This window comes from Leisingera sp. ANG-M1 (assembly GCF_000813745.1).
Classification (GTDB): domain Bacteria; phylum Pseudomonadota; class Alphaproteobacteria; order Rhodobacterales; family Rhodobacteraceae; genus Leisingera.
The window spans coordinates 37,775-62,660 of sequence record NZ_JWLC01000026.1 but is presented as its reverse complement, the minus strand read 5'-3'; the positions used below and the strand labels follow the sequence as shown (position 1 = coordinate 62,660).

Sequence of the window (24,886 nt, the reverse complement as noted above, 5' to 3'; positions counted from 1 at the left end):
GGAGGTATTTCGGGGATCAGCTGCCGCGGTAGGTGGAATAGCCGTAGGGCGACAGCAGCAGCGGCACGTGATAGTGGCTGTCCGCTTCGCTTATGCCGAAACGCAGCGGCACCTCGTCCAGGAACAGAGGATCGGCGCCGGCCTGGCCGGTGGCACGCAGGTAGCCGCCGGCGTGGAACACCAGTTCATAGGTACCGGTGGCAAACTCGCCTGCAGGCAGGATCTGCTCATCCGTGCGCCCGTCGTCATTGGTGGTCAGGCTGCGCAGGTGGATGCGCTCGCCGCCGTCGATCCGGTAAAGGTCGATCTTCAGCCCTTCCGCCGGGCAGCCGCGGGCGGTGTCCAGCACATGGGTGGTCAGAAATCCGGCCATCTCAGCCTCCTATCAGTCCGTTTCCTTAGGTATGCTTGGTTCAGCCCGCCCCATACAGCGGCAAGAGTCAAAAAGTTCTTTCAAAAATTTACTGAAAGCCTACCCGGATTATTCTGTTCTATAAGGAACAAAAGACAGGAGACCTGACGTGACGCGCTATCCTCGTGACTTGCGCGGATACGGTGCTGCCGCACCTGACCCGCAGTGGCCCAATGGGGCCAAAGCCGCCGTGCAATTTGTTCTGAACTATGAAGAGGGCGGCGAGAACTGCATCCTGCACGGGGATGCGGCCTCCGAGGCGTTTCTGTCCGACATCCCCGGTGCCGCGCAATGGCCTGGCCAGCGCCACTGGAACATGGAGTCCGTTTATGAATACGGCGCCCGCGCCGGCTTCTGGCGGTTGCACCGGCTGTTCACCGGTGCCGGCATCCCGCTGACCATCTATGGCGTTGCCACCGCATTGGCCCGCTCCCCTGAGCAGGTGCAGGCGATGAAGGACGCCGACTGGGAAATCGCCAGCCACGGCTTGAAATGGGTCGAACACAAGGACATGGCTGAGGACGAAGAGCGCGCCGCGATTGCCGAAGCCGTGCGCCTGCATACCGAGGTGACAGGCGACCGCCCGCGCGGCTGGTACACCGGCCGCTGCAGCGCCAACACCGTGCGGCTGGTGGCTGAGGAAGGCGGGTTCGACTATATCTCAGACACTTACGACGACGACTTGCCCTATTGGCTGGAAACCGGCGGCCGTGATCAGCTGATCATCCCCTATACGCTAGAAGCCAATGACATGCGGTTCGCCAATTCGCCGGGCTGGATCACTGGCGAGCATTTCTTCCAGTACCTGAAGGATGCCTTTGATGTGATCTATGCCGAAGGCGAGGCGGGTGCCCCGAAGATGATGACCATCGGGCTGCACTGCCGACTAGTTGGCCGTCCGGGCAAGATTGCGGGCCTCAAGCGCTTCATTGACTACATCCAAAGCTTCGAGGACGTCTGGTGCCCGCGCCGCATCGACATCGCCGAACATTGGGCAGCCAATCATGCCCCCGAACAGCGCGTCCGCCCCAGCCGGATGGCGCGCGAAGAGTTCGTGTCCAGCTACGGTTCGATCTTCGAGCATTCGCCCTGGATCGCTGACCGTGCCTTTGACCTGGAGCTGGGTCCGGCGCATGACTGCGCTGCCGGTGTCCACAATGCGCTGTGCCGGATCTTCCGCACCGCTTCCGAGGAAGAGCGTCTTGGCGTGCTGACCGCGCACCCGGATCTGGCGGGCAAACTGGCCGCCGCTGGCCGTTTGACAGCCGAGAGCACTTCGGAACAGTCCAGTGCCGGCCTTGATATGCTGACCGATGAAGAACGGGAAACCTTCACCCGGCTCAACACCGAGTATGTCGAAAAACACGGCTTTCCCTTCATCATCGCGGTACGCGACCACAACAAGGCTTCGATCATGGAGGCCTTCCACCGCCGTATCCACAACGACCGGGCCACCGAGTTCGACGAGGCCTGCCGCCAGGTTGAGCGCATCGCCCAGTTCCGTCTGCAGGACCTGCTGCCATGAGCAACTGGCTGACAGCAATGCCGCTGACGGCCGAGGCTTTTGCGCCTTATGGCGACGTGATCGAGGTCAACGGCGCGCCGGACAAGCTGATCAATCAGGGCATGTGCGGCCGCCACCACGACCGCGCGGCTCTGGACTTCGGCCCGGACGGCCGGGCTGGCATCAGCCTGTTTGATGCCAAGGCCCGCCACTTGCCGCACAAGGTCGACATGGTGGAACGCCACCCCGAAGGCAGCCAGGCTTTCGTGCCGGTCAGCGGTGTGCCGATGCTGGTTGTTGTCGCCGATGATGACGATGGCACCCCGGTCAGCCTGAAGGCCTTCATCAGCCAGCCGGGCCAGTCCATCAACCTGCACCGCGGTACCTGGCACGGCGTGCTCGCGCCATTGGGCGCCCCCGGCCAATACATCGTGGTGGACCGCATCGGCACCACGCCGAACCTTGAAGAACATTGGTTCAAGGAGCCTTTCACAGTGGTCTCTGACTGACCGCAACACCCCGAAGCCGCTCAACAAAACAATAAGAAGCGGCGAGATCCCCATGACCGACAGGAGAAACGACCTCATGGCTGACACTTCCATTGGGTCGCCGGCACAGCTGCGCGATCCGAACTACACCCCGCCATTGATGACGGCGGTGCCGCTGGGCATCCAGCATGTGCTGGCGATGTTTGTCTCGAACATCACGCCCGCCATCATCATCTCCGGCGCCGCCGGCTTTGGCTTCGGCTCTGACGCCGGCGCGCAGGGCTTTCCGGACATGAGCTACCTCATTCAGATGTCGATGCTCTTTGCCGGCATCGCAACACTGTTCCAGTCGATCGGCATGGGCCCCGTGGGCGCCCGGCTTCCCATCGTGCAGGGCACCAGCTTTGCCTTCATCCCGATCATGATCCCGTTGGTCGCAGGCAAGGGCGTCGAGGCGCTGCCCGCGATCTTTGGCGGCGTGCTGGTCGGCGGTTTGTTCCACGCAGCCCTTGGCACCGTGATCGGCCGCATCCGCTTTGCCCTGCCGCCGCTGGTCACCGGCCTGGTGGTGCTGATGATCGGCCTCTACCTGGTGCGGGTCGGCATCGAATATGCGGCAGGCGGCGTGCCCGCCAAGGCCTTTGGCAAGGAAGAATACGGCAGCCTGCTGAACTGGTCGGTGGCGCTGGTGGTGGTGTTCTCGACCCTCGGTCTCAAGTTCTTCACCCGCGGCATGATGTCTGTCTCGGCGGTGCTGATCGGCATCCTGGTCGGCTATGTCTACGCGATGTTCTTTGGCCTCGTCACCTTTGAAAGCATCGGCCAAAGCTGGGACCGCGCGGCAGCCTTTGGCCTGCCGAACCCCTTCAAATACGGTATCGAGATCACCACAGCTGCGGTTATCGGCTTCTGTCTGATGTCCTTTGTCAGCGCGGTTGAAACCGTCGGCGATGTCAGCGGCATCACCAAGGGCGGCGCTGGCCGCGAGGCAACCGACAAGGAAATCCAGGGCGCGACTTATGCCGATGGCGTCGGCACCGCGATTGCCGGCCTGTTCGGCGGGCTGCCCAACACGTCCTTCAGCCAGAACGTCGGCCTGATTGCCATGACCGGTGTGATGAGCCGCCATGTGGTGACCATCGGCGCGATCTTCCTGATTATCTGCGGCCTGATCCCCAAGGTCGGCGCGGTGATCCGTACCATCCCGATCGAGGTTCTGGGCGGCGGCGTGATCGTGATGTTCGGCATGGTGGTCTCCGCCGGTGTCTCGATGCTGTCGGATGTGGTCTGGAACCGCCGCAACATGGTGATCTTCGCCATTGCGCTGTCGATTGGCTTTGGCCTGCAGCTGGAGGTGATGAACCTCAAGCCCGGCTCCCCGAACGCACTGCAGTATCTGCCCGATACCCTGCGCATCCTGGCCGCTTCGGGCATCCTGCCAGCCGCGCTGATCGCCATCGTGCTGAACCTGATCCTGCCGGAAGAACTGGCGGATGAGGCGACCGATGAGGTCTCCGGAGGACACGCCGGCCACGGCCGCGGCTCGCTTCCGCAGGAGGACCGCGCCTGACGCCAAGGGCATCAACGAACTGAAAACCGGCCGGCCCTCAACGGGCCGGCCTTTTTCGTATCCGCCTCAGCCCGCCAGCCCGTGCAGGACGGCGAGACCCGGTAGCCAGCCGGTGAAGATCCCGCACAAAAGAGTGGCAACGGCGGTCACCCGGGTGCTGCCGCGGTTGAGGGCAAGGTTCAGGAAATAGAGAAACCACAGCCCGGCCCAGGCTGCCCAGCAGGCCGCCAGCCAGACATCGAACAGCCCGTCTGCCTGCGCCAGCACCCGTAGCACCATAGGCGCCGCAGTTAAGGCAACAAAGCCGCTGAACCAGCCGAGTCCTGCACCGTTGGCGGGAACCAGCCGGTTATAACCGACCCACAGATAGGTGGTGCCGAACAGCAGCGTCATGCCGGCGTCCAGCAGATCGGACGGCTGCTGCGCGGCAAGGGCGATCAGCAGGACGATGGCAAAGAAGACGGCCGCCGCGGCGAAGTTGATCAAACAGATTTCCCGGTCCTCGATCCGGCCAAACAGCCAGATGCCATTCAGGCACAGCACCACGCCAACCACCAGCAGGCTCAAGCCCAGAAACATGTTCGGTATCCTCCAAAAGCAAAACGGGAGAGAGGTGTACCTCTCTCCCGCTGCTCCGCTAGGCGGATAATTGCAGAATATGTTTCTGGCTGAAGCTTAGAAGTCGACCTCGATGGCGATGCCTTGCTCCACCGCCAGATCAACGACCGAGGCCGCCACCGCCAGATCCTGCAGGCCGACACCGGTGCCGTCGAACAGCGTGATTTGATCGCCCGAGGTGCGCCCGGGGTTGGTGCCGTTGATCACCGCGCCGATCTGGGCCACGTCGGCTTCCTGGATCAGCCCCTGCGCCACCGCGTGCTGCGTCTCGCCGATGGAGATCGACTGCGCCACCTCATCAGTGAACACGTCTGCCGCCACCAGCAGCTGCGGGTCCACCTCCTGCTTGCCCTTGGTATCGGTGCCCATGCAGGCGATGTGGGTGCCCGGGCTGACCTGAGCTGTGTTCAGGATCGCGTCGAAGGACGAGGTGATCGAGATGATCACATCCGCCTCGCGCATGCCGTCCAGCTCCACTGCTTCAAAGGGCAGGCCCGCTTCATCCGCAACTTCTTGCAGGTTCGGCAGCATATCCGGGTGCAGGTTCCAGCCGATGACTTTTTCAAACTGACGCTGCTCCAATGCCGCGCGCAGCTGGAACTTGGCCTGATGGCCCGCGCCGATCATGCCGATCACCTTGGCATCCTTGCGGGCCAGATGCTTGATCGAGACCGAGGACGCCGCGGCAGTGCGCAGCGCAGTCAGCAGGTTGCCGCCCACCATCGCCTTGGCCTTGCCGGTGTCCGGGTCGAACAGGAAAACGGTGGACTGGTGATTGATCAGTCCGCGCTTTTCCAGGTTGTTCGGCCAGTAGCCGCCGGCTTTCAGGCCTAGGGTGAGGCCGGCACGGTCAAAACCGCCTTTGAAGCCATAAAGCGCATCCTCATGGCCAATCGCTTCACGCACTACAGGGAAGTTATAGGCATCGCCCGATGCCATGGCGGCAAAGACCTTCTCGACCGCATCAAACGCGGCCTCGCGGGTCATCAGGCCCGCGATTTCCTTCTCCGGAACGATATACATGTTTGTTTCTCCTCAATAAAAAACAGGCGAAGGGCGGCACGCGCACCTCCGCCTGTTCGGGGATGGATCAGTTAGTATGCTTTGCCGCGGGCCGAGACAGGCCAGACGGTTTCAACTTTGCCGCCGCGCACACCGACGTACCAGTCATGCACGTTGGCGGTCGGGTCGCAGTGGCCAGGCACCAGCCGCAGCTTCTCACCCACTTTAAGTGCTCCCTCGGGGTCGGCGACCACGCCGTGCTCATCCGAGCATTTGACATACTCCACATCGTCGCGGCCGAAGATGAAGGGCAAGCCGCTGTCCACCGACTGGGCCTTGAGGCCCGCGTCAACGATGGCCTTGTCACTTTTGGCGTGGCTCATCACCTGGGTCAGCAGGAAGAAGGCATTCTCCCACTCGCCCTGGTCAATGCGGTTGCCGTCCTTGTCAAGAATACGCCCGTAATCGGCGTCCATGAAGGCGTAGGACCCGCACTGCAGTTCGTTGAAAACGCCAGAGTTGCTCTCGAAGTAGTAGGAGCCGGTTCCGCCGCCCGAAACCAGTTCCGGTTCCAGTCCAACCGCCTTCAGCCCCTGCACCGCGTTCTCGACCATTTCGATGGCGATATCGAGCTTCTCCTTGCGCGCCTCATAGGTATCGAGGTGCTGCATCGCCCCCTGATACGCCTGGATGCCCGAGAACTTCAGCCCCTCGGCTGCATCGACGCTTTTGGCGATCGCGACAACGTCCTGAGTGGTGGTCACACCGCAACGGCCGGCGCCGCAGTCGATCTCGACAAAGACCTCGATTTCGGTGCCATGCTTCTGCGCCGCCGCCGACAGGTCGGCCACATTGTCGATGTCATCGACGCAGACGATGGTGCGGGCGCCGAGTTTGGGCAGGCGGGCCAGACGGTCGATCTTCTGCGGGTCGCGGACCTGGTTGGAAACCAGCACGTCCTTGATGCCGCCGCGGGCAAAGACCTCGGCCTCGGACACCTTCTGGCAGCAGACGCCAACCGCGCCGCCCAGGGTTTCCTGCAGCTTGGCCACATCCACCGACTTGTGCATCTTGCCATGCACCCGGTGGCGCATGCCATGCGCCTTGGCATAGTCGCCCATCTTCTTGATGTTGCGCTCCAGCGCGTCCAGGTCCAGCACCAGCGCCGGGGTCTGGATATCGCCCTCGGCCATGCCCGGAACCGCCGGGATGTCATAGCCAACTTCAAGCTCTTCGAAATTTGTCTGCACGTTCATGAGTTTAACTCCCAAAATCAGCTGTTCATCCAGGGCAGCTTGTCGAGGTCGACATTGCCGCCGGTGACGATCAGGCCCACGCGTTTGCCCGCGAAGGCGTCTTTGTTTTTCAGAATGGTGGCGAGCGGCACCGCCGAAGACGGTTCCATTACAATGCGCAGATGCTTCCAGATCAGCTTCATCGCCTCGATGATCTCCGCATCGGACGCAGTGTAGATCCCGCTGACGTGGTTGCTGACGAAGTGCCAGGTCAGCTCCTTCAGCGGCACCAGCAGCCCGTCGGCGATGGTCTTGGGCGCATCATCGGCGATGATGTAACCCGCCTTGAAGCTGCGGTAGGCGTCATCGGCCTGCTCCGGCTCTGCCGCAATCACCTGGGTTTCCGGTGCCAGCGTCGACAGCGTCAGGCAGGTACCCGAAATCATGCCGCCGCCGCCGATAGGGGCCACAACCATGTCCAGGCCATCGGTCTGCTCCACGAACTCCTTGGCGCAAGTGCCCTGCCCCGCGATGACCCGGTGGTCATTGTAGGGGTGCACGAAATCGCCGCCGGTCTCGGCCTGCACCTTGGCAAAGGTCTCCTCACGCGAACTGGTCGAGGGCTCGCACTCGGTGATCTTACCGCCATAACGGCGCACGGTGTCTTTCTTGGCCTGCGGAGCCGTCCGCGGCATCACCACGTTGCAGGGAATGCCGCGCAGCATCGCCGCATAAGACAGGCAGGAGGCATGGTTGCCAGAGGAATGCGTCGCCACTCCCTTGGCGGCCTGCGCATCATCCAGCCCGAACACCGCGTTGGTGGCGCCGCGCACCTTGAAGGCGCCCGGCTCCTGGAAGTTCTCGCATTTGAAGAACAATTCGGCGCCGGTCAGCTCATTCAGATAAGCCGAGCTGCGCACCGGCGTACGGCGGATATGCGGCTGGATGCGCTCATGCGCAGCCAGCATGTCCTCATAGGTCGGGATATACATCGCGTTATCCTTCATCAGGCGGCAGCCTTGGTGCTGGCTGCGGTATTGCCGCGGTAGTAGTCCTGCGCAGCCGCCACGCCGGAGCCCAGCGGGATGTTCAGCCCAAGGTCGGCCATTACCATTTCGGCGGTCGCGATGCCGGACAGCGCCATCACATCGGTGAGGCTGCCCAGGTGGCCGATGCGGAACACCTTGCCTGCGACCTCGCCCAGACCGGTGCCAAAGGCGACACCGTATTTCTCGGCCGCCAGGCTCACGAATTTGTTGGCATCAAAGCCGTCCGGCGTGCGGATCGCGCTGACGCTGTCCGAGTAGACTTCCGGCGAGACGGCACAGAGTTCCAGGCCCCAAGCCCGGACCGCGGAACGTACGCCTTCGGCAATCCGGTGGTGGCGGGCAAAAACGTTTTCCAGCCCTTCCTCCAACAGCATACCACAAGCCATGTTCAACCCGTTCAGCAGGCCGACAGAGGGGGTGTAGGGATAAGCGCTGTTGGAATAGCCAAGCGCCATGTCCTTGATATCAAAGAAGGTGCGCGGCAGGGACGCGGTTTTCACCGCCTGCATCGCCTTGGGCGAGAAGCCGACGATGGCCAGTCCCGGCGGCAGCATGAAGCCCTTCTGCGAGCCGGTGACGGCAATATCGACGCCCCACTCATCCATGCGGAAATCCATCGAAGCGATGGAGGACACGCCATCAACAAACAGCAGCGCCGGGTGGCCGGCCGCATCCAGCACACGGCGGACAGCGGCAATATCGGACTTCACGCCGGTGGCAGTCTCGTTGTGGGTCGCCAGAACCACCTTGATCTCATGCGCGGTGTCGGCGGTCAGGATTTCCTCGTAGCGGTCCGCAGGCAGGCCTTCGCCCCAAGGGGTCTCAACAACCTGAACCTCCAACCCGTGGCGCTGGCACATGTCGATCCAGCGGTGGCTGAACATGCCGTTGCGCGCGGCCAGAACCTTGTCGCCGGCGCTCAGCGTGTTGGTGATCGCGGTTTCCCAGCCGCCGGTTCCGGTCGACGGGAAGACAAAAATCTCGGCGTTCTCGCTTTTCAGAACCTTCTTCACCCCGGCCAGCGCCGGGTGCAGGATTTGACCGAACAGCGGCGAGCGGTGATCCAGCGTCGGCATGTCCACGGCCTTGCGCAGCGCTTCGGGCATATTGGTCGGACCGGGGATGAAAACCGGATTTTGAAAGCTCATTTCGTGCCCTCCTGTGGCGATTTCCTTCACAGTAAAGGGAAGCTGCCCGCAGGTGAATTTTTTTGAAAAAAGGTTTCAAAAACTGGAATTGAGAGGAAAATTCTCATAATTTCAACAGCTTTAGTTTTTTCACTGTACAGAAGTGATTTTCATAATTATCCATAAGCTGCTGCTTGAATTGCCAGGGAAGGCCTGAAAATGCCCCAGCCGCCGCGCCGCAAAGGCCGCCCCAAAAGCTTTGATTCCGCCAGCCAGCCAGCCACCATTCAATCACTTGACCGGGCGCTGGATGTGCTGGACGCACTGGCCGGCGCCAACGGTATGACCCTGACGGAACTGTCGGCTTCGCTCGATCAGTCGGCAGCCACTATGTACCGGGTGCTGTCCACCCTGGAGGCACGCCAGATCGTCGAGATAGAGCCGCAAAGCCAGACCTGGCACATCGGCGCCATGGCGTTCCGCCTTGGCTCTGCCTTCCTGCGCCGCTCCAGCGTGATTGAGCGGGCAAGACCGGTGATGCGCGAGCTGATGGAGGCCACCGGCGAGACCTCCAATCTCGGCATCGAACGCGGCGGCGATGTGATGTTTGTAAGCCAGGTGGAGACGCATGAATCGATCCGCGCCTTCTTCCCGCCCGGAACCACCTCGCCGATGCATGCATCAGGAATCGGCAAGGCGCTGCTCAGCTGTTTCGAGGAGGACCAGCTCACCCGCTTCCTGCGCGGCCGCACGCTGGAGCAGTTCACCGCTAAAACCCTGACTTCACCCGACGCGCTGCGCGCCGATCTGGCGCAGATCCGCAGCCGCGGCTGGTCCTTTGATGATGAGGAAAAAGCGCCGGGCATGCGCTGCGTCGCGGCGCCGGTCTTTGGCATGCAGGGCGAGGTGCTGGCCGGGATTTCCATCTCCGGCCCCACAGCCCGGATGCCCGATGGCGGCATCAGCGGCATCGGCGCCCTGGTCAAGGACGCCGCGCAGAAGCTTTCGTATGGCCTGGGCGCTCCGGCGGCAGATGAGACCCCGCCCGGCTGACAAGCCGGACAGCGCCCGGGCACATATCAGGGCTGGGCGCTGCGCCTGCCTTCAGCGCAGCGGCGCCAGCGGCATGTGGCGGTTCACATCTTTGTACAGCAGATAGCGGAACTTGCCCGGCCCGCCTGCATAGCAAGCTTGCGGGCAGAAGGCGCGCAGCCACATGTAGTCGCCGGCCTCAACTTCAACCCAATCCTGGTTCAGCCGGTAAACGGCCTTGCCCTCCAGCACATAAAGCCCGTGTTCCATCACATGGGTCTCGGCAAAGGGGATCACCGCGCCCGGCTCAAAGGTGACAATCGTCACATGCATGTCGTGGCGCAGATCGTTCGGATCCACGAACCGCGTGGTTGCCCATTTGCCCTCGGTTCCCGGCATCGGCGTCGGGTCGACATGTTTGTCGCTGGTGACAAAGGCTTCCGGCGCCTCCAGCCCCGCAACCGCCTGATACGCCTTGCGGATCCAATGGAAACGCACAGGCGCATCGCCGTTGTTGCGCAGGCTCCAGACGGCTTGGGGCGGCAGGAAGGCATAGCCACCCTCCTCCATTTCATGCTCGGTTCCGTCGATGGTCAGCGTCATGGCGCCCTGCACCACAAACAGCACGGCCTCTACACCTGGCTCGGTTTCCGGACGGTCGCTGCCGCCACCCGGCTGCACCTCAGCGATATACTGGGAAAAGGTTTCAGCAAAACCAGACAGGGGCCGCGACAGCACCCAGAAACGCGCGCCGTCCCAGAACGGCAAAAGACTGGCCACGATATCGCTCATCGTGCCCTTGGGGATCACCGCATAGGCCTCGGTGAACATTGCGCGGTCAGTCAGCAGCTGCGTCTGCGGCGGCAGCCCGCCTTCAGGTGCGTAGTAGGATCGTTGGGTCATCGGCTGCCTTTCCTGCTGAAGTGCTGCCTCCATTGATAACGGCCGCTTCCGTGCAACCGAACTTTTTTCCGTACCAAGAATACATGAAGGATTGTTTTGCTATTTTTGAAGGTCCCGCGCCCCCGGTCCCGCCCCGCCAATATCCTCCGGCGCGATGGAGACGGTTTTCACCACCGCATAACACTCCGCCCCCGGCTCCAGCGCCAAGGCTTGGGCCGAGCGCCGGGTCACCCGCGCCAGCACCCGCCCAGCCGGCGTCTGCAGCGCCACCATGGCGCCGGGGCCGCCGCCGGTGCGGATATGCTCAACGCATCCCGGCAGAATATTAAGCGCCGACAGCCCCTCGGGCCGCAATCGCGACAGGATCACCTCATGCGCGGCGATACGCACCCGCACCGGGCTGCCCGGCGCCTGCGCGATCTGCGGCAGAAACAAGGGCACCCCGCCCGCGTTCAGCTCGGTCAGCCCGTCGTCATGGTGACGCGCCACCCGGGCTTCCAGCAGCGCACCAGCAGCACGCACCCCTGTAGGCATAACGGCGGAATCGCCCAGCACCTCAGCCGCCGTGCCCTGGCGTTGCACCTTGCCGTCCTGCAAAACGACAACCGTCGTCGCCAGCCGGGCAACTTCAGCGGCGGAATGGCTGACATAAAGAACGGGAATGCCGGTTTCGTCCCGCAGCCGCTCGAAATAGGGCAGAATCTCCGCCTTGCGCGCCTCGTCCAGTGCCGACAACGGCTCATCGGCCAGGATCATCCGCGGCGCCGACAGCAGTGCCCGGCCAATGGCCACCCGCTGCTTTTCACCGCCCGAGAGCGCCCCGGGGCGCCGCTGCAGCAGCGGTCCGATGCCCAGCATCTCCACCACCCGGCCCAGGCTCTCCAGCTTTGCTCCCCGCGGTGCAAACCATTGTCCGAACAACAGGTTCTGCCGAACAGTCAGATGCGGGAACAACCGTCCCTCCTGAAAGACATACCCCATCCGGCGTTTGTGCGGCGGTAGCCAGTGCCGCTGCCCGGTATCAAAAAGCAGTTCGCCATTCAGCGCCACCCGCCCCCGCTCCGGCCTCAGCAAACCGGCAACCGCCTGGATCACAGTGGTCTTGCCGGTGCCCGAGCGGCCGAACAGAACCGTAACGCCCGGCGGCGCCTCAAACTGCACGTCCAGCGCGAATTCAGGCAAAGCGTGCTGCAGAGACACCGTCAGCATCAGCGCCCTCCCAGCCGGGCCGCAGCACGGCGCGCCAGCAGTTCAGACAGCAGCAGAGCGGTTAACGCAACGGCAATGGAGACCAGCGTCAACCGCAAGGCAGCAGCTTCTCCGCCCGGCACCTGCAAAAAAGTGTAGATTGCTGACGGCAGCGTCTGTGTCTGCCCCGGAATGCTGGACACAAAGGTGATCGTGGCGCCGAATTCCCCCATTGCCTTGGCGAACCCCAGAACCGTGCCTGCAATCAACCCTGGCAAAATCATTGGCAGCGTGACGGTTGCGAACACCCAGGGCTTTGATGCCCCCAAGGTCGCAGCGGCCTGCTCCAGCTTGGGGTCCACCGCCTCAAAAGACAGCCGGATCGCCCGCACCATCAGCGGAAAGGCCATGATCGCGGCTGCCAGTGCCGCGCCGGTCCAGCGAAAGGCAAATACGATCCCGATCTGCTGCAGCGCCCCGCCCACTGGCCCCTTGGTGCCGAACATCATCAGCAGAAGGTATCCGGTTACCACAGGCGGCAGGATCAGCGGTAGATGAACCGCGCTATTCAGCAGCTGCTTGCCCGGAAACTCCCGGCGTGCCAGCAGATAGGCCACCCAGACTGCGAGCGGCAATGCGGCCATCGTCGCCCAAAGAGACACCCGAAGCGACAACGCGACCGCTTGCCATTCCTCGGGACTCAGCCACCCTGCCATTCCGCTCAATCTGCCTCCGCCCCAAAGCCGTGGCCTTCGAAAACACTCCGGGCGGCCGCGCTGCGTAAATAGGCCAGGAACGCCCGGGTCTCTTCCCCGGCGGTCCCTGCCACCGCCGCCGCAGGGTAGATGATCGGAGGATGGCTTGCCTCCGGAAACACCGCAATCACCGATACATCGCCGGCCGCCGCCGCATCAGTTGCATAAACCACCCCAAGCGGAGCCTCGCCAGACACCACCAGCGCCAGCGCCGCCCTGACATTTGCCGCCTGCGCTACTTTCGGCACAACTTCGGGCCAATGCCCCAATGCCGTTAGCGCCGCCTTGCCATAGATCCCGGCAGGAACCGCATCCACCAGCGCCATCGCCAGGCGGCCTTCGCCCAGCAGCCCCGCCAAATCAGCTGTTTCCAGCACCACAGAAGCCGCGTCGCGGCCATGGGCAACGAGAACCAGGCGGTTGGTCAGAAAATCGAACCGTGTGTCCGAATCGACCAGCCCCTCTTGCTGCAGCACATCCATCCAGCCGGGATTGGCAGAGATGAAGACATCTGCTGGCGCCCCCAGCTGAATCTGGCGCGCCAGGGCCGCAGACCCTGCATAAGAGACAACAACCTGATTGCCGGTTTCCTGCTGGAACGCCGCAGCGGCTTCATCCAGCGCGGTTTTGGTGCTGGCAGCCGCAAATACCGTAATCCGGGCCTGCCCTGCAGCGGGCCCCGGAAACAAGACCGCGGCCAAAACGGCCGCCGCGATCCATGAAACATATGTCGATGCCCGGTTGAAGATCATAGCCCCTAAGGGACTACCCCTGCCAGCCGGCGCGGGCAAACAGTATTTGCCGCCCGCCCGGCCAGGCGCTCCGCGCAGTTTCCGTGCGCGGGTGCGCAGCCGGGCCGCAGATCTCAGAACAGCGTGACTGCGCCTGCGCCTTCGGGCGCCGGAGCCGGTGCTGGAGCCGGGCGCGTTGCCGCGCGCTGCTCCAGTTCGCCGAGCTTGCGGTCATCCTTCACATGGGTCTGCTGGGCAGCGCCGGAACAGGGGTGAAACCGCACCCGCCGCGCCGAGGTGCCGCCGACGCTGGAGGACACGCAAGGGATCCCCTCATCGCGCAGGAACCGCTGCACAAAATCCGCATTGGCCGCGCCGATATCCGACAGGTTTGCCGACATTTTGGCGCCCCCGAACACTTTGGCTTTCAGATTGGAGCGGATGGCGCCTTTCTTCATGATCCCATTGATCAGCAGTTCCATGGCGTGAATGCCGTAGCGGGCGTTGGCCGCGCCCCCCTGGCGGGCGTTGGCCAGCAGGAAATGATTCATCCCGCCGACACCATTTTCGGGATCATAAATGCAAGCCGCAATGCACGAGCCCAGCACCGTGGAGAACACGATCTTCGGATCCGTAGTCACCCGGTATTCCCCTTGCAGAACCGTTACGGATTTCGAGTTTGCGAAAACTGTGGTCAAGGCTGTGGTCCCTTCCTGCAATGAGTTCAGGCCTTGCTGGCCTGTAGTAGCGTGCCCGCCATCCGGGCCAGCGGCACCTGCTGCTGCGAGGCGCCAATGTCCCAAGCCACCCTGGGCATCCCGTAGACCACCGAGGATTTCTCATCCTGGGAAAAGGTCTTGGCTCCGGCCTTGCGCAGTTCCAGAAGCCCCCGGGCGCCGTCCTGGCCCATGCCGGTCAGGATGGTGGCAACAACGTCCTTTCCATATGGCACAGCAGAAGTGAACAGAGCGTCAACAGACGGCGTATGGCCGGAAATATCCGGGCCCTCCTTCATCCGCAGGCGCAGCGGCTTGCGGCTGCTCAGCCCCATGTGGCGGCGCTGGCCTGCCGCAATGTAAACGTGGCCCGGCTCCAGGGAGATTCCGTCTTCCGCCGCGCGCACCCGCGCCGGGCAGATCCGGTCCAGCAGCGACACCAGGCCGGAGCCGAAGTTCTTGCCGGTATGCTGCACGATCAAGGTCGGAGGGCAATCAAATGGAAAGCCCACCAGAATGCTGCGCAGGGCCTCCACACCGCCGGTTGACGAGCCGATCAGTATCAGCTTGCGGTTTCCGCCTGCCGCCGCTGCGGGGCGGCCGTTAGCAGCGCGGGGTGCACTCCGGGCACTGCGCCGCGGCGCCTTGACCATCATGTCGAAATATTGGGCGAACTGGCTGGGATGGTCGGCTTTGGTCAGCTCGAAAATGCCCGCACCGACATCCAGCAGCGGCGATGATTTCCGCGCCGGGGTCGCCCCCTGCCGGTCCATGACAGAGACCCAGCGGGTGTCCATTGCCGAAAACAGCGCCATCATCATTTCGAATTCAGGCAGTTTGGTGAAGCCGTCCTCGACAAAGGCAAACACCGGCTGCGCGGCCTCGGCCTGATTGTAGGCCATCATCAGATTGTTGGCCAAAAACACTTTCATGCCCGGATAGGCCGACTCCATATAGCTTTGCAGAGTGCGGGCAAAGCTGCGATCCGTGGTGATTATCAATAAGTTTCGCGAAGACAATGGTTTCCCCAGTCAATTTGCAGTGCCCCGAGTATTGCAGGCACAGGTTGCCATAGTCTGAAGGCGCCGCTGCCGATTGCGGCGGCGCCTCCGGTGAGTGTTTAAAAGTCCTGCCAGAGGTCGCGGGCTGCGTTGCCACCGCCGCTGACAGCCGGGGCCAGGGCCGGGCTGGCCTCGATCGCCCAATCTTCCTCGCCATGCGCCGAGGGCGCAGGCTTGGCCGCGGGCTTGGGCGCCGCGGCTGCCGGACGTGCCGCCGGGCTGCCGCCGGCCACCCGGAAATGCGCCACCAGCTCTGACAGCTTGCCCGCATCCGAGTTCAGCATGTGCCCCGCCGCGGTGGCCTGTTCCACCATCGCCGCGTTCTGCTGCGTGACCTGGTCCAGCTGCGTCACCCCGGTGTTGATCTCGTTCAGCCCGGTCGACTGCTCAGCCGCACCCTCGGCGATGCCGGAGACCAGCTGCGAGATATGGGTGACCTGCTCGACGATGCTCTGCAGCGCTTCGCCGGCCTTGCCGACCAGATCAACGCCGCGCTCCACTTGTTTCGAGCTGTCGCCGATCAGCGTCTTGATCTCCATCGCCGCATCAGAGGAGCGCTGCGCCAGGGCGCGCACTTCGCTGGCGACCACTGCAAAGCCCTTGCCGGCCTCGCCCGCCCGCGCCGCCTCGACGCCGGCATTGAGCGCCAAGAGGTTGGTCTGGAAGGCGATGTCGTCGATCACGCTGATGATCTGGCTGATGTGGTTCGAGCTCTGCTCGATCTCGGTCATCGCCGAGACCGCGCTTTGCACCACCTCGCGGTTGTTTTCCGCCTGGGTGCGCGCCTCGGCCATGGTGCTTTCGACGCTGCGGGCGCCCTCAGCCGCGGATTTCACCGAGGCCGTCAGCTCATCCAGCGCCGCTGCCGTCTCTTCCAGCGTGGCCGCCTGGCTTTCGGTGCGGTTCGACAGATCGTCGGAAGCCTGGCTGATCTCGGCCGCGCCGTTCCGGATACTTCCCGACGCCTCGATCACTTGCTGCACAGTCGAGCTGAGATTGCTGACAGTGCTGTTGAAGTTCTCCCGCAGCTGCTCGTATTCCTGCGGGAACGGCCCCTTGATCGGCTGTGAGAAATCGCCATTAGCGAGCTGCATCAAGCCGGCACTCAGGTTTTCGACCACCTGCTGCTGCTGCTGCTGCATTTCAGCGCGTTCCTCCTCCGAGGCGCGGGCCTGCTTCAGATCTTCCTGCATTGACACCAGGGTCTTGCCGATCTTGCCGATTTCATCCGTGCGGGCGGCTGCCTCGATTTCAGTTTCCAGATTGCCCTCCGCAACGGCCTCCATGTTCTCGCAGATCCGGTCGATCGGCCGGGTGATGGAGCGGGCAAACAGCCAACCGAAGAAAGAAATGCCGCCGGCACAGATCAGTGAGACCGCAAGCAGCATGTTGCGCTTCTTGACCGCCGGGGCCATCAGCTCGGCCAGATCCTGCTCGGCAATGATCACCCAGTCCGCAAAGGCAAGCGGCAGCGGCTCGGAATAAGCAAGCACCGGATGCCCATCCAGACCAGGCACGCCGGTTTGAACATGCGAATTTCCATCAAAGGCTTCCGTCACCTGCCGGGTAGAGGGCAGCTGCGACAGAACTTCGAAGCCGCCTTCGAACCGGGACCCGGTCCGGGCTTTCATATCCGCGCCCGCCAGGTAGATCTGGGTAGACTTGCCCATGCCCTGCTCGTTGTTGACGATGGTGCCGAGCAGATCGACCGGAATCTGCACTGCCAGCACGCCGACGGTCAGATTGGCGTCGTTCACAACCGGGGCTGCAGCAAAGGCTGCCGCGGCACCCGCGCTCGGCGCGTAGGGCTCCATATCGGCAAAGAAAACTTCGCCGCGGCGGCCTTCCAGGGCGGCCCGGTACACTTTGGCCAGGCCGGAATCCTTGAACGGGCCGGACATCATATTGGTGCCAAAATCGCTTTCCTTGAACACCGAATAGACAATGTCGCCGGCCAGGTTGATCAGGAAAGCATCATAATAGCCCTTGCTCTCAATCAGAGTCTTATAGGCCGGATGAAAGCTTTCGTGATGCATATGATACGGCGAATCCCCCTCGCCTCTCGCCAGCAGATGCTTCTGCCCGAGCGGGTGCGGGTTGTTATCGATATAAGCCTGCCGCAGCACTTGACCCGGATTGCCGTCCAGATCGTTCCAGGTCATCGTCAGCCATTCGATCGCCGTCGCAGATGACGGCACCGCCGCCAGGGTCTGCACGTCCGCGTGAATACCGTCCAGCAGTGTCTGCACCGAAAGTTTCCGGTCCGCCACCATGGAACGCAGCTGGTCTTGGGCATTGTCTGCTGCGCTGCGCTGAAAGCTGATCGTGCTGATAGTGACGAGAATCGCCGTCACCAGCACAACAAACCCAACAACGAACAACGGCAGCTTATAAGCCAGTTTGAGCGATTTAAGCGCTTTCATTCCGTCCTCCTAAGAGTATTGCGGCCTAGGCTGCCGCAAGTAGATGTGCCGCTCAGAATGCGGCGCAGTTCTTAATTTGCCGCTTACAGGCGGCCCCGTTTGCCTTGTTTTGCTGCAAAAAACCGGTGGTTTCCGGTGCGCTCCCGCGTCAGTTCGTAAAGCCACTGTAAAGATGCACGCGCAGGCTGTGCCCGGTTTGCGGCATACGCCAGCAAAGCCGCATATCCGGCCCCGGCAGTGATTCTCCCACCCGCAGCGGACCGGTAAAAATTGACGCGAATTGCCCGGCGTATTTACGGCAGCTCTCCTTATGAATCCCCGTCTCAGCCAGCCCGGCAGCAATCAAATATTAAGGCCCGGCGCCTAAGACTTGCCTCATCGAACTCGAACTGATCGCCGACAACGGGGGTGCGAATCGCCGAAAATGACAACGGAAACGCAAAAGCATAACTTGGATCTGCCAAACGCCTTCGCGGAACTGGATCCGCTGATCGCCTTCCTGCAGGGCGCGCGTTCTCAAGCAGTTGAAATCGACTGCGGCGGCGTTGCCCTGATGCCTTCGCGCTGCCTGCAGCTTCTGCTTGGCGCAGAGCAGCAGTGGCGGTCCGAGGGGGTAGGCTTCTCAGTCACCAATATCACCGAATCCTGCCGCAAGTCCCTGACGCTTCTGGGGCTGGAGCCCAACCGTTTTGAAGACGAGGAAACAGCATGAAAACCAAAGTTCTGGCAATCGACGATTCCCGCACGATCAGGAATCTTCTGGCCGCAACCCTGGAAGAGGCCGGATTTGAATACCACTGCGCCGTGGACGGCCGCGAAGGGGTGGACATGTACCCGGACGTGGACCCGGACGTGGTGATCACCGATATCAACATGCCCAACCTCGACGGTTTCGGCGTGATCGAAGAGCTGCGCGGCACCGGCATCAACTCCAAGGTGCCGATCCTGGTGCTGACCACCGAAAGCGCGCCGGAGCTGAAGGCCCGCGCCCGCGGCGCCGGCGCTACCGGCTGGATCACCAAACCGTTTGACGACGCTTCGCTGATCTTTGCGCTGAAGCGGGTGACAGGAGCCGCGGCCTAAGATGTCGGGTTCGATACAGGATACCTTCTTTGAGGAGTGCGAAGAGCTCCTCGAAGCAACGGATGAGGGGCTGACCGCTATCGAAGGAGGCGATCACGACCCCGAGGTTGTCAATGCGATCTTCCGCGCCGTGCACTCGATCAAAGGCGGCGCCGGGGCTTTTGGCCTCGATGACCTGGTGGCATTTGCGCACCGGTTCGAAACCGTGTTTGACGAAGTGCGCTCCAACCGGCTGGATCTGGACCCGAAGCTGATCCAGCTGCTGCTGCGCTCCAGCGACCACCTGTCCGCTCTGGTCGAGGTGGCCCGCGACGGCGGCGAGGTGGACGAAGCGCATCACGACACGCTGCTGGCGGCGCTTGATGAGTACATCCCCGAAGAGGAGGAAGACCTCACCTTCGAGCCGATGGGACTCGGCGGGCCTGCCGCGGCGCCGGAAGTCATTGTTCCGCAAGAAGAAACCTACCGGATCCGTTTCCATCCTCTCAAGGAGATGTACGGCACCGGCAATGAGCCTTTCTTCCTGTTCCAGGCGCTCAAGGACATGGGCGAGCTGACGGTGACCCTCGACGAGAACGAGCTTCCGGGCTTTGACTCGATGGATGTGTCCGACAGCTATCTGGCCTGGGATCTGGTGCTGGTCACCAAGGAACCCCGCTCAATCGTCGAGGCCGTCTTCGAATTTGTAGAAGGCCTGTGCGAGCTGTCGATCGACGGCGACGGCGATGCTGAAGCCGAGGCAAACGCCCTGGCCGCGCTGGATGCCATGTTCAGTGCACCGCCGGTTGAGGCAGCGCTGCCGGACCCGGCTCCGGACACCGCAGCGGATTCTGCTTCAGCCCCTTTTGAGCCGCCGGCCCCCGCGCCCGAACCCGAAGCCAAGCCGGCAGCCGCCGAAGACAAGGCATCGGCCCCGAAAGCCGAGAGCGGCAAGCAGGAGCAGCGCAGCGGTCCCAAGCCCACGCTCCGTGTCGAGCTCGAGCGGGTGGACCGGCTAATCAATGCTGTCGGGGAGCTCATCATCAACCATTCGATGCTGGCTCAGCAGATTGCCAATCTCAACGTCTCCGATACCCGGGACGTCGAGACCGAGCTGGAAGGCTTCAAAAACCTGGCCCGCGATATTCAGGAAGGCGTCATGGCCATCCGCGCGCAGCCAGTGAAGCCGCTGTTCCAGCGCATGGCGCGGATCGTGCGTGAGGCGTCCGCTGCGACCGAGAAGACCTGCAAGCTGGTGAACGAGGGTGAAAATACCGAGGTGGACAAGACCGTGATCGAACGGCTGTCCGATCCGCTGACGCATATCCTGCGTAATGCGGTGGACCACGGCATCGAAAAACCCGAGGACCGGGAAGCAGCTGGAAAATCCAGGATCGGTGAAATCCGGCTTTCTGCTTCGCACCGTTCGGGCAGCGTCTGCATCGAAATCAAGGACGACGGCGCCGGTGTGAACCGCCCGCGGGTCAAGCAGATCGCAATCGAAAAAGGCCTGATCCCGGAAAACGCCGAACTCACCGACGCAGAGATCGACAATCTCCTGTTTGCACCGGGTTTCTCCACCGCCAAGGAGGTTTCAAACCTTTCCGGCCGCGGTGTGGGGATGGATGTTGTGAAGAACGCGGTGACCGGCCTCGGCGGCCGCATCAACATCTCGTCCACTCCGGGCAAGGGATCGACCTTTACCATCATCCTGCCGCTGACACTCGCGGTCATGGACGGAATGGTTGTGTCCGTTGCGGATCAGACCATGGTTGTGCCGATCACGTCGATTGTCGAAACCATGCGCGGCAGCGACGACATGATCAACAGCCTGGGCGCCGATGGCACCTTGCTTTCGATCAGGGGCAACTTTGTACCGATCTGCGACGTGGCAGGCGGTCTCGGCCTCTACCGGGAAAGCGATCAGCAGGCCGGCGTCTATCTGCTGGTGGAAACCGAGACCGGCCAGCGCTGCGCCTTGGCTGTGGATGACATCCACGACCAGCGACAGGTGGTGATCAAAAGCCTGGATGGCGTCTGCGGGGAAATCCCCGGCGTCGCCGCCGCAACGATCCTGGGCGATGGCAAGATCGCCATGATCCTGGACCCTGAAAGCATCATTGCGGCCTCGCCCACAGCGGCCGCCTTTGACACCGAGCGGAGAATGAGCAATGCAAGCTGAAGTGAAGCAAACCGATCAGGAAGTGAAGCACGCTGAACACAGCGAGTTTGTCAGCTTCACCGTCGCCGGCCAGGCGTTCTGCCTGAAGATCACCCAGATCCGGGAAATCCGGCGCTGGTCGCCGGTCACCATCCTGCCGCATGCCCCTGCCGATGTGCTGGGTGTCATGAACCTGCGCGGCGCGGTGATCCCGATCTATGATCTCTCCGCCCGTTTCGGCCTTCAGCAGACCGAAGCCAGCGAGCGCAATGTGGTCATCGTCGTGTCGGTGCATGGCAAGCCGGTGGGCCTGCTGGCGGAATCGGTGTCCGAGATTATCTCGATCAACCCGGACGAAATCCAGGAAACCCCGCCGGTCGATAGCCGCAACACGATGGAGTACATTCAGGGCATCATCTCCCATGATGACACCATGGTGCGCATCATCAATTTGGATGCGGTCATCTCGGCACCGGAGCAGGTGATGCTGTGAGCGCAGAAGGGTCTATCACTCCAAACGCCGAAAGCTTTGCCCTCTCGGATCAGGAATTCGAGGCCATTGCAAAATTCGCGCATAAGCACTTCGGCCTGGCGCTGGCGGCAAGCAAGAAGCCGCTGGTGTCCTCCCGCCTGGCGCGCAAGCTGCGGCAGCGGAACTTCACCAGCTTCAAGGAATACCTTGCCTGCCTGGACGGCCCCAATGCCGAACAGGAGCGCAGCGGCCTCTTGTCGCTGCTGACCACAAACGTGACCCATTTCTTCCGGGAACCGCATCACTTTGAGACGCTGCGCAATGACGTTTTGCCGCCGCTGATCGAACAGGCGCGGCGCGGCGGCCGGGTGCGGCTGTGGTCGGCAGGCTGTTCCAATGGCCAGGAGCCTTACTCGATCGCCATGACCGTACTGGACATGTGCCCGGAGGCGGCAAAACTGGATTTCAAGATCCTGGGCACGGACATCGACCCTGTTGTCGTGCGCCACGCCCAGGCGGCGAAATACCCTGAGGACGAACTGGCTCAGATCGACGCCAAATACCGCAAGCTGGTGCCTGCCCGCGATGCCGAAGGGCGCCTGCCTGGCAGCCTGCGCAACCTGATCACCTTCGGGGTGCTGAACCTGATCGAGCCGTTTCCGTTCAAGGGAAGGTTCGATGCGATTTTCTGCCGGAATGTGGCGATCTACTTCGACAATCCCACCCAGCAGAAAGTCTGGAGCGCCTTCCAGAATGCCCTGAACCCGGGCGGCTATCTCTTCATCGGGCACTCTGAGCGCATGTCAGGCCCGGCATCGCAGCACCTGAAGACGGCCGGGATCACAACTTATGTCAACTCACCCGCTGGCAGGTAACCCTGACCACGGCTGCAAGCAGAGCAGAAGGAAAGAAAAATGAGCTTGAAAGACTCTCTCCGCGTTATGGTTGTTGACGACATGTCGACAAGCCGCGGAATCATCACCCAGAGCCTGGATGAGATCGGCATCAAGAACTACATGGTCGAAAACTCCGGCCAGGGCGCATACCAGAAACTGGTCCAAACACCGGTCCACATGGTGCTGTCGGATTACAACATGCCAGGCATGGACGGGCTGGGCCTGCTGCAGGCGCTGCGCGGCAATCAGTCAACCCAGAGGGTCGGCTTCATTCTGGTGACCGGCAAGCCGACTCCTGAAATGATCCAGGTCGGCAAACAGCTTGGCCTCAACAACATCGTCCGCAAGCCCTTTACGGTGGCTACGATGAAACAGGCCATCGAACAGGTCGTCGGGCGGCTGTAATCATGGAGCGACCCGGCAAGGCCTTAAGTGAACTGTGCGCCGCTTCGGCGTGGGAAATGGAGCAGCTGCGCAGCCAGATGCAAGCCTTGGAAGACGTTGTTCTTGATGTGCTGGAACGGGGCACTCCCCCGACCAGCCAGGAGCTGCGCTCCCTGCAGGACTTTGATCTGGTGATCCAGACCCTGGCCGGGCTTTCTGGTTTCTACAAGCGCGTGCAAGCGCAAGTGGATGAATCCGGGCCTGCCGATCTGCCGGCTGCGGCGGCAGGGGTGACACTGCAAAAGCTGCGCGAGCGGCTGCACTCTGCGGGCAGTCTCGCCGGCACCTGATACCTGCTGGCCCTGCCCTCTTCCGGGCGGGGCCGTTTACGGCGGCGAATTTTCTTTTTCTTTGCTGCCGCTGCGGACTACATTGGGCCATAGCAGAAACTGCCAGCCCGGGTATCCGCATGTCTTTCCTTTTCAAAGCATTGAGTTTCACCGCCTGCCTGCTGTTTGCAGCCGCGGCCCAGGCCGCGAGCGACCGGATCGCTCTGGTGATCGGGGTGGCAGAGTATCAGCACCTGCCGCCGCTGGAAAACACCCGCAACGATGCGGTCGGAATGGCCGACACGCTGGAGGGGATCGGTTTTGACGTCAGCCTGGCGCTGGATCCGGGCACTGCCGAAATGGAGCAGCTGCTGGATGACTTCGCTTTCCGCTCCGAAGTCGCCGATCTGGCGCTGGTTTATTTTGCCGGCCACGGCATAGAAGTTCAGGGGGAAAACTTCCTGATCCCCGCCGACGCCAAGGTCGCCAGCAACCGGGATGTGCAGCGCCAGTCGCTGTCGCTGAAACAGCTGCTGGGCGCGGTCGACAGGGCGCGCAAAATGCGCATCGTGATCCTGGACAGCTGCCGCGACAACCCGCTGGGCGATTCCATTGCCCTTGACCAGGGCAGCAGTGAAACGACGCAAAGCAGTGCAACGACCCGCGGCGGCGGCGGCATGGCGCCGGCCGATCCGGACCGCGGCACCCTGGTGGCCTTTGCTGCAAAGGACGGCCAGGTGGCGCTGGACGGCAGCGGCAGCAACTCCCCCTATGCCACTGCGCTGATGGAGAAAATGGTGCAGCCCGGGCTGGAAATCAGCCTGCTGTTCCGGCAGGTCCGCGACCGGGTGATGGAAAACACCGCCAACTTGCAGGAACCGCATACCTATGGCTCCCTGACCGGCGTTCCCTTCTATCTGGCCGGCCCCGGTGAAAATGATGCTCCGGTTGCGGTGGCAGATGCCTCGGCGGCCTGGGCCGCGCTGAAGCCGGATCAGGAAGAGCAGCTGCTGGCATTGGCTGAGCTCGGCGACACCCGCTCGATGCTGGGGCTGGCTTATATCCGGCTCAATCCGAACGAGGGCCGGTTTGATCCTGCGGCGGCGGTGAGTTTCCTGCAGCGGGCTTCGGATGCCGGTTCGCCTGAAGCACAGTTTGAACTGGCCAAGCTGTACGAACGCGGCACCGGCGTGGAGGCCGATCCCGCGAAGGCGCTGCAACTGTACCGCGCAGCTGCCGAACAGGATTTTGCCGATGCGATCAATGATCTTGGCTTTCTGCATTACCAGGGCGGATTGGGTTTGTCTGCCAACCCCAAAAAAGCCCTGACGTTCTTTGAACGCGCCGCGGACCTGCGCCATCCGCAGGCACAGTTCAATTTCGCAGCGCTGATCGACGACGGGCTGATTCCATCAAAAGGTCCTGAGGATTCTGCACATTACCTGTATGCCGCCCTACGCACCGGCAGCTCCGACGTGCTGAACCTGCTCAGCGAACGCCCCAATATGTTCACCTCTGAGACTCGCCGCGCCCTGCAGCGGAAACTCAAGGAAAACAACTTCTATGCGGGTGCGATTGACGGAGACTTCGGCCCCGGTACTCAAAGGGGTATCCGGAAGGCGTATGGACTGGAAGGGTAACCGCTCTACTTCAAGCCGATGTTGTTACATCGTGTCTTGTTTCTCGTACTCCTCACTTGTTTTTTGAACAGCCCCGTGGATAGCCACGCGCGCGGCTGCGGCTGCGGCGGTGATGGTGGCAGCGATGG

25 protein-coding genes are annotated in these 24,886 nt (G+C 62.4%); 12 read left to right on the top strand and 13 right to left on the bottom strand.

Annotated elements, in window-relative coordinates:
• Window positions 1-16: 16 nt before the first annotated feature.
• The gene (uraH, locus tag RA19_RS21495) at window positions 17-373 is read right to left on the bottom strand and encodes a hydroxyisourate hydrolase (RefSeq protein WP_039166785.1); all 357 of its coding nucleotides are present in this window, start codon (window positions 371-373) and stop codon (window positions 17-19) included.
• Window positions 374-521: 148 nt separating this feature from the next.
• On the opposite strand from uraH, the gene puuE reads away from it, so the two are divergent.
• The 3 genes from puuE to RA19_RS21480 all read left to right on the top strand — a co-directional run bounded on the left by puuE (window position 522) and on the right by RA19_RS21480 (window position 3,974).
• On the top strand, window positions 522-1,937 hold the full coding sequence (gene puuE, locus RA19_RS21490) for an allantoinase PuuE (RefSeq protein ID WP_039166783.1): 1,416 nt from the start codon (window positions 522-524) through the stop codon (window positions 1,935-1,937).
• Window positions 1,934-2,425: an ureidoglycolate lyase gene (locus RA19_RS21485; RefSeq protein WP_039166782.1), complete on the top strand. Its 492-nt coding sequence runs from the start codon at window positions 1,934-1,936 to the stop codon at window positions 2,423-2,425. The genes puuE and RA19_RS21485 overlap by 4 nt, the downstream gene beginning before the upstream one ends.
• A 76-nt stretch (window positions 2,426-2,501) precedes the next feature.
• Complete coding sequence (locus RA19_RS21480; RefSeq protein WP_039166780.1) at window positions 2,502-3,974, top strand: uracil-xanthine permease family protein; 1,473 nt, start codon at window positions 2,502-2,504, stop codon at window positions 3,972-3,974.
• A 66-nt stretch (window positions 3,975-4,040) separates the two neighbouring features.
• Here RA19_RS21480 and RA19_RS21475 read toward each other — a convergent pair whose 3' ends face one another.
• From RA19_RS21475 to bhcA, 5 genes are all read right to left on the bottom strand, one after another.
• Window positions 4,041-4,553 (bottom strand): AmiS/UreI family transporter, encoded by a 513-nt coding sequence (locus tag RA19_RS21475; protein ID WP_039166778.1) that lies wholly within the window; start codon window positions 4,551-4,553, stop codon window positions 4,041-4,043.
• A gap of 96 nt (window positions 4,554-4,649) precedes the next feature.
• Window positions 4,650-5,615: an iminosuccinate reductase BhcD gene (bhcD, locus tag RA19_RS21470; protein ID WP_039166775.1), complete on the bottom strand. Its 966-nt coding sequence runs from the start codon at window positions 5,613-5,615 to the stop codon at window positions 4,650-4,652.
• Between the two features lie 71 nt (window positions 5,616-5,686).
• Window positions 5,687-6,850, bottom strand: a complete 1,164-nt coding sequence (gene bhcC / locus RA19_RS21465) for a 3-hydroxy-D-aspartate aldolase BhcC (protein WP_039166773.1) — start codon at window positions 6,848-6,850, stop codon at window positions 5,687-5,689.
• Window positions 6,851-6,867: 17 nt separating this feature from the next.
• Complete coding sequence (bhcB, locus tag RA19_RS21460) at window positions 6,868-7,836, bottom strand: beta-hydroxyaspartate dehydratase BhcB (protein WP_039166769.1); 969 nt, start codon at window positions 7,834-7,836, stop codon at window positions 6,868-6,870.
• Window positions 7,836-9,026 (bottom strand): L-aspartate--glyoxylate aminotransferase BhcA, encoded by a 1,191-nt coding sequence (gene bhcA / locus RA19_RS21455; protein ID WP_039166767.1) that lies wholly within the window; start codon window positions 9,024-9,026, stop codon window positions 7,836-7,838. Before bhcA ends, bhcB begins: the two co-directional genes overlap by 1 nt.
• 198 nt (window positions 9,027-9,224) lie before the next feature.
• Here bhcA and bhcR point away from each other — a divergent pair, with 198 nt between their 5' ends.
• Window positions 9,225-10,058 carry an HTH-type transcriptional regulator BhcR gene (gene bhcR, locus RA19_RS21450; RefSeq protein ID WP_039166764.1) on the top strand — a complete coding sequence of 278 codons (834 nt, stop codon included), beginning with the start codon at window positions 9,225-9,227 and terminating at the stop codon, window positions 10,056-10,058.
• Between the two features lie 51 nt (window positions 10,059-10,109).
• On the opposite strand, the gene RA19_RS21445 is transcribed toward bhcR, so the two are convergent.
• The 7 genes from RA19_RS21445 to RA19_RS21415 form a co-directional block, all read right to left on the bottom strand.
• The gene (locus tag RA19_RS21445) at window positions 10,110-10,940 is read right to left on the bottom strand and encodes a bifunctional allantoicase/(S)-ureidoglycine aminohydrolase (RefSeq protein ID WP_039166763.1); all 831 of its coding nucleotides are present in this window, start codon (window positions 10,938-10,940) and stop codon (window positions 10,110-10,112) included.
• Window positions 10,941-11,039: 99 nt separating this feature from the next.
• Window positions 11,040-12,149, bottom strand: a complete 1,110-nt coding sequence (gene modC, locus RA19_RS21440) for a molybdenum ABC transporter ATP-binding protein (RefSeq protein ID WP_039166759.1) — start codon at window positions 12,147-12,149, stop codon at window positions 11,040-11,042.
• The gene (gene modB, locus RA19_RS21435; protein WP_039166756.1) at window positions 12,149-12,844 is read right to left on the bottom strand and encodes a molybdate ABC transporter permease subunit; all 696 of its coding nucleotides are present in this window, start codon (window positions 12,842-12,844) and stop codon (window positions 12,149-12,151) included. Before modB ends, modC begins: the two co-directional genes overlap by 1 nt.
• Window positions 12,845-12,849: 5 nt before the next feature.
• A complete protein-coding gene (gene modA, locus RA19_RS21430; protein ID WP_052261968.1) occupies window positions 12,850-13,635 on the bottom strand; it encodes a molybdate ABC transporter substrate-binding protein in 786 nt (261 codons plus the stop codon).
• 113 nt (window positions 13,636-13,748) lie between these two features.
• On the bottom strand, window positions 13,749-14,312 hold the full coding sequence (locus RA19_RS21425; RefSeq protein WP_039166752.1) for a chemotaxis protein CheD: 564 nt from the start codon (window positions 14,310-14,312) through the stop codon (window positions 13,749-13,751).
• Between the two features lie 26 nt (window positions 14,313-14,338).
• Window positions 14,339-15,283, bottom strand: a complete 945-nt coding sequence (locus tag RA19_RS21420; protein ID WP_052261967.1) for a CheB methylesterase domain-containing protein — start codon at window positions 15,281-15,283, stop codon at window positions 14,339-14,341.
• 167 nt (window positions 15,284-15,450) lie between these two features.
• The gene (locus RA19_RS21415) at window positions 15,451-17,814 is read right to left on the bottom strand and encodes a methyl-accepting chemotaxis protein (protein ID WP_039166747.1); all 2,364 of its coding nucleotides are present in this window, start codon (window positions 17,812-17,814) and stop codon (window positions 15,451-15,453) included.
• 424 nt (window positions 17,815-18,238) lie between these two features.
• Here RA19_RS21415 and RA19_RS21410 point away from each other — a divergent pair, with 424 nt between their 5' ends.
• From RA19_RS21410 to RA19_RS21375, 8 genes are all read left to right on the top strand, one after another.
• Complete coding sequence (locus RA19_RS21410) at window positions 18,239-18,526, top strand: STAS domain-containing protein (RefSeq protein WP_039166745.1); 288 nt, start codon at window positions 18,239-18,241, stop codon at window positions 18,524-18,526.
• Window positions 18,523-18,897 (top strand): response regulator, encoded by a 375-nt coding sequence (locus RA19_RS21405; protein WP_019297430.1) that lies wholly within the window; start codon window positions 18,523-18,525, stop codon window positions 18,895-18,897. The genes RA19_RS21410 and RA19_RS21405 overlap by 4 nt, the downstream gene beginning before the upstream one ends.
• A gap of 1 nt (window position 18,898) precedes the next feature.
• Entirely contained in the window at window positions 18,899-21,058 is a 2,160-nt protein-coding gene (locus tag RA19_RS21400) for a chemotaxis protein CheA (protein ID WP_039166743.1), read from the top strand.
• A complete protein-coding gene (locus RA19_RS21395; protein ID WP_039166742.1) occupies window positions 21,048-21,530 on the top strand; it encodes a chemotaxis protein CheW in 483 nt (160 codons plus the stop codon). The genes RA19_RS21400 and RA19_RS21395 overlap by 11 nt, the downstream gene beginning before the upstream one ends.
• The gene (locus RA19_RS21390) at window positions 21,527-22,384 is read left to right on the top strand and encodes a CheR family methyltransferase (RefSeq protein ID WP_039166739.1); all 858 of its coding nucleotides are present in this window, start codon (window positions 21,527-21,529) and stop codon (window positions 22,382-22,384) included. The genes RA19_RS21395 and RA19_RS21390 overlap by 4 nt, the downstream gene beginning before the upstream one ends.
• Window positions 22,385-22,423: 39 nt before the next feature.
• Window positions 22,424-22,810: a response regulator gene (locus RA19_RS21385; protein ID WP_039135502.1), complete on the top strand. Its 387-nt coding sequence runs from the start codon at window positions 22,424-22,426 to the stop codon at window positions 22,808-22,810.
• Window positions 22,811-22,812: 2 nt separating this feature from the next.
• Window positions 22,813-23,139 carry a hypothetical protein gene (locus RA19_RS21380; RefSeq protein ID WP_039166736.1) on the top strand — a complete coding sequence of 109 codons (327 nt, stop codon included), beginning with the start codon at window positions 22,813-22,815 and terminating at the stop codon, window positions 23,137-23,139.
• Window positions 23,140-23,258: 119 nt separating this feature from the next.
• Window positions 23,259-24,758 (top strand): caspase family protein, encoded by a 1,500-nt coding sequence (locus RA19_RS21375; RefSeq protein WP_039166733.1) that lies wholly within the window; start codon window positions 23,259-23,261, stop codon window positions 24,756-24,758.
• Window positions 24,759-24,886: the final 128 nt, after the last annotated feature.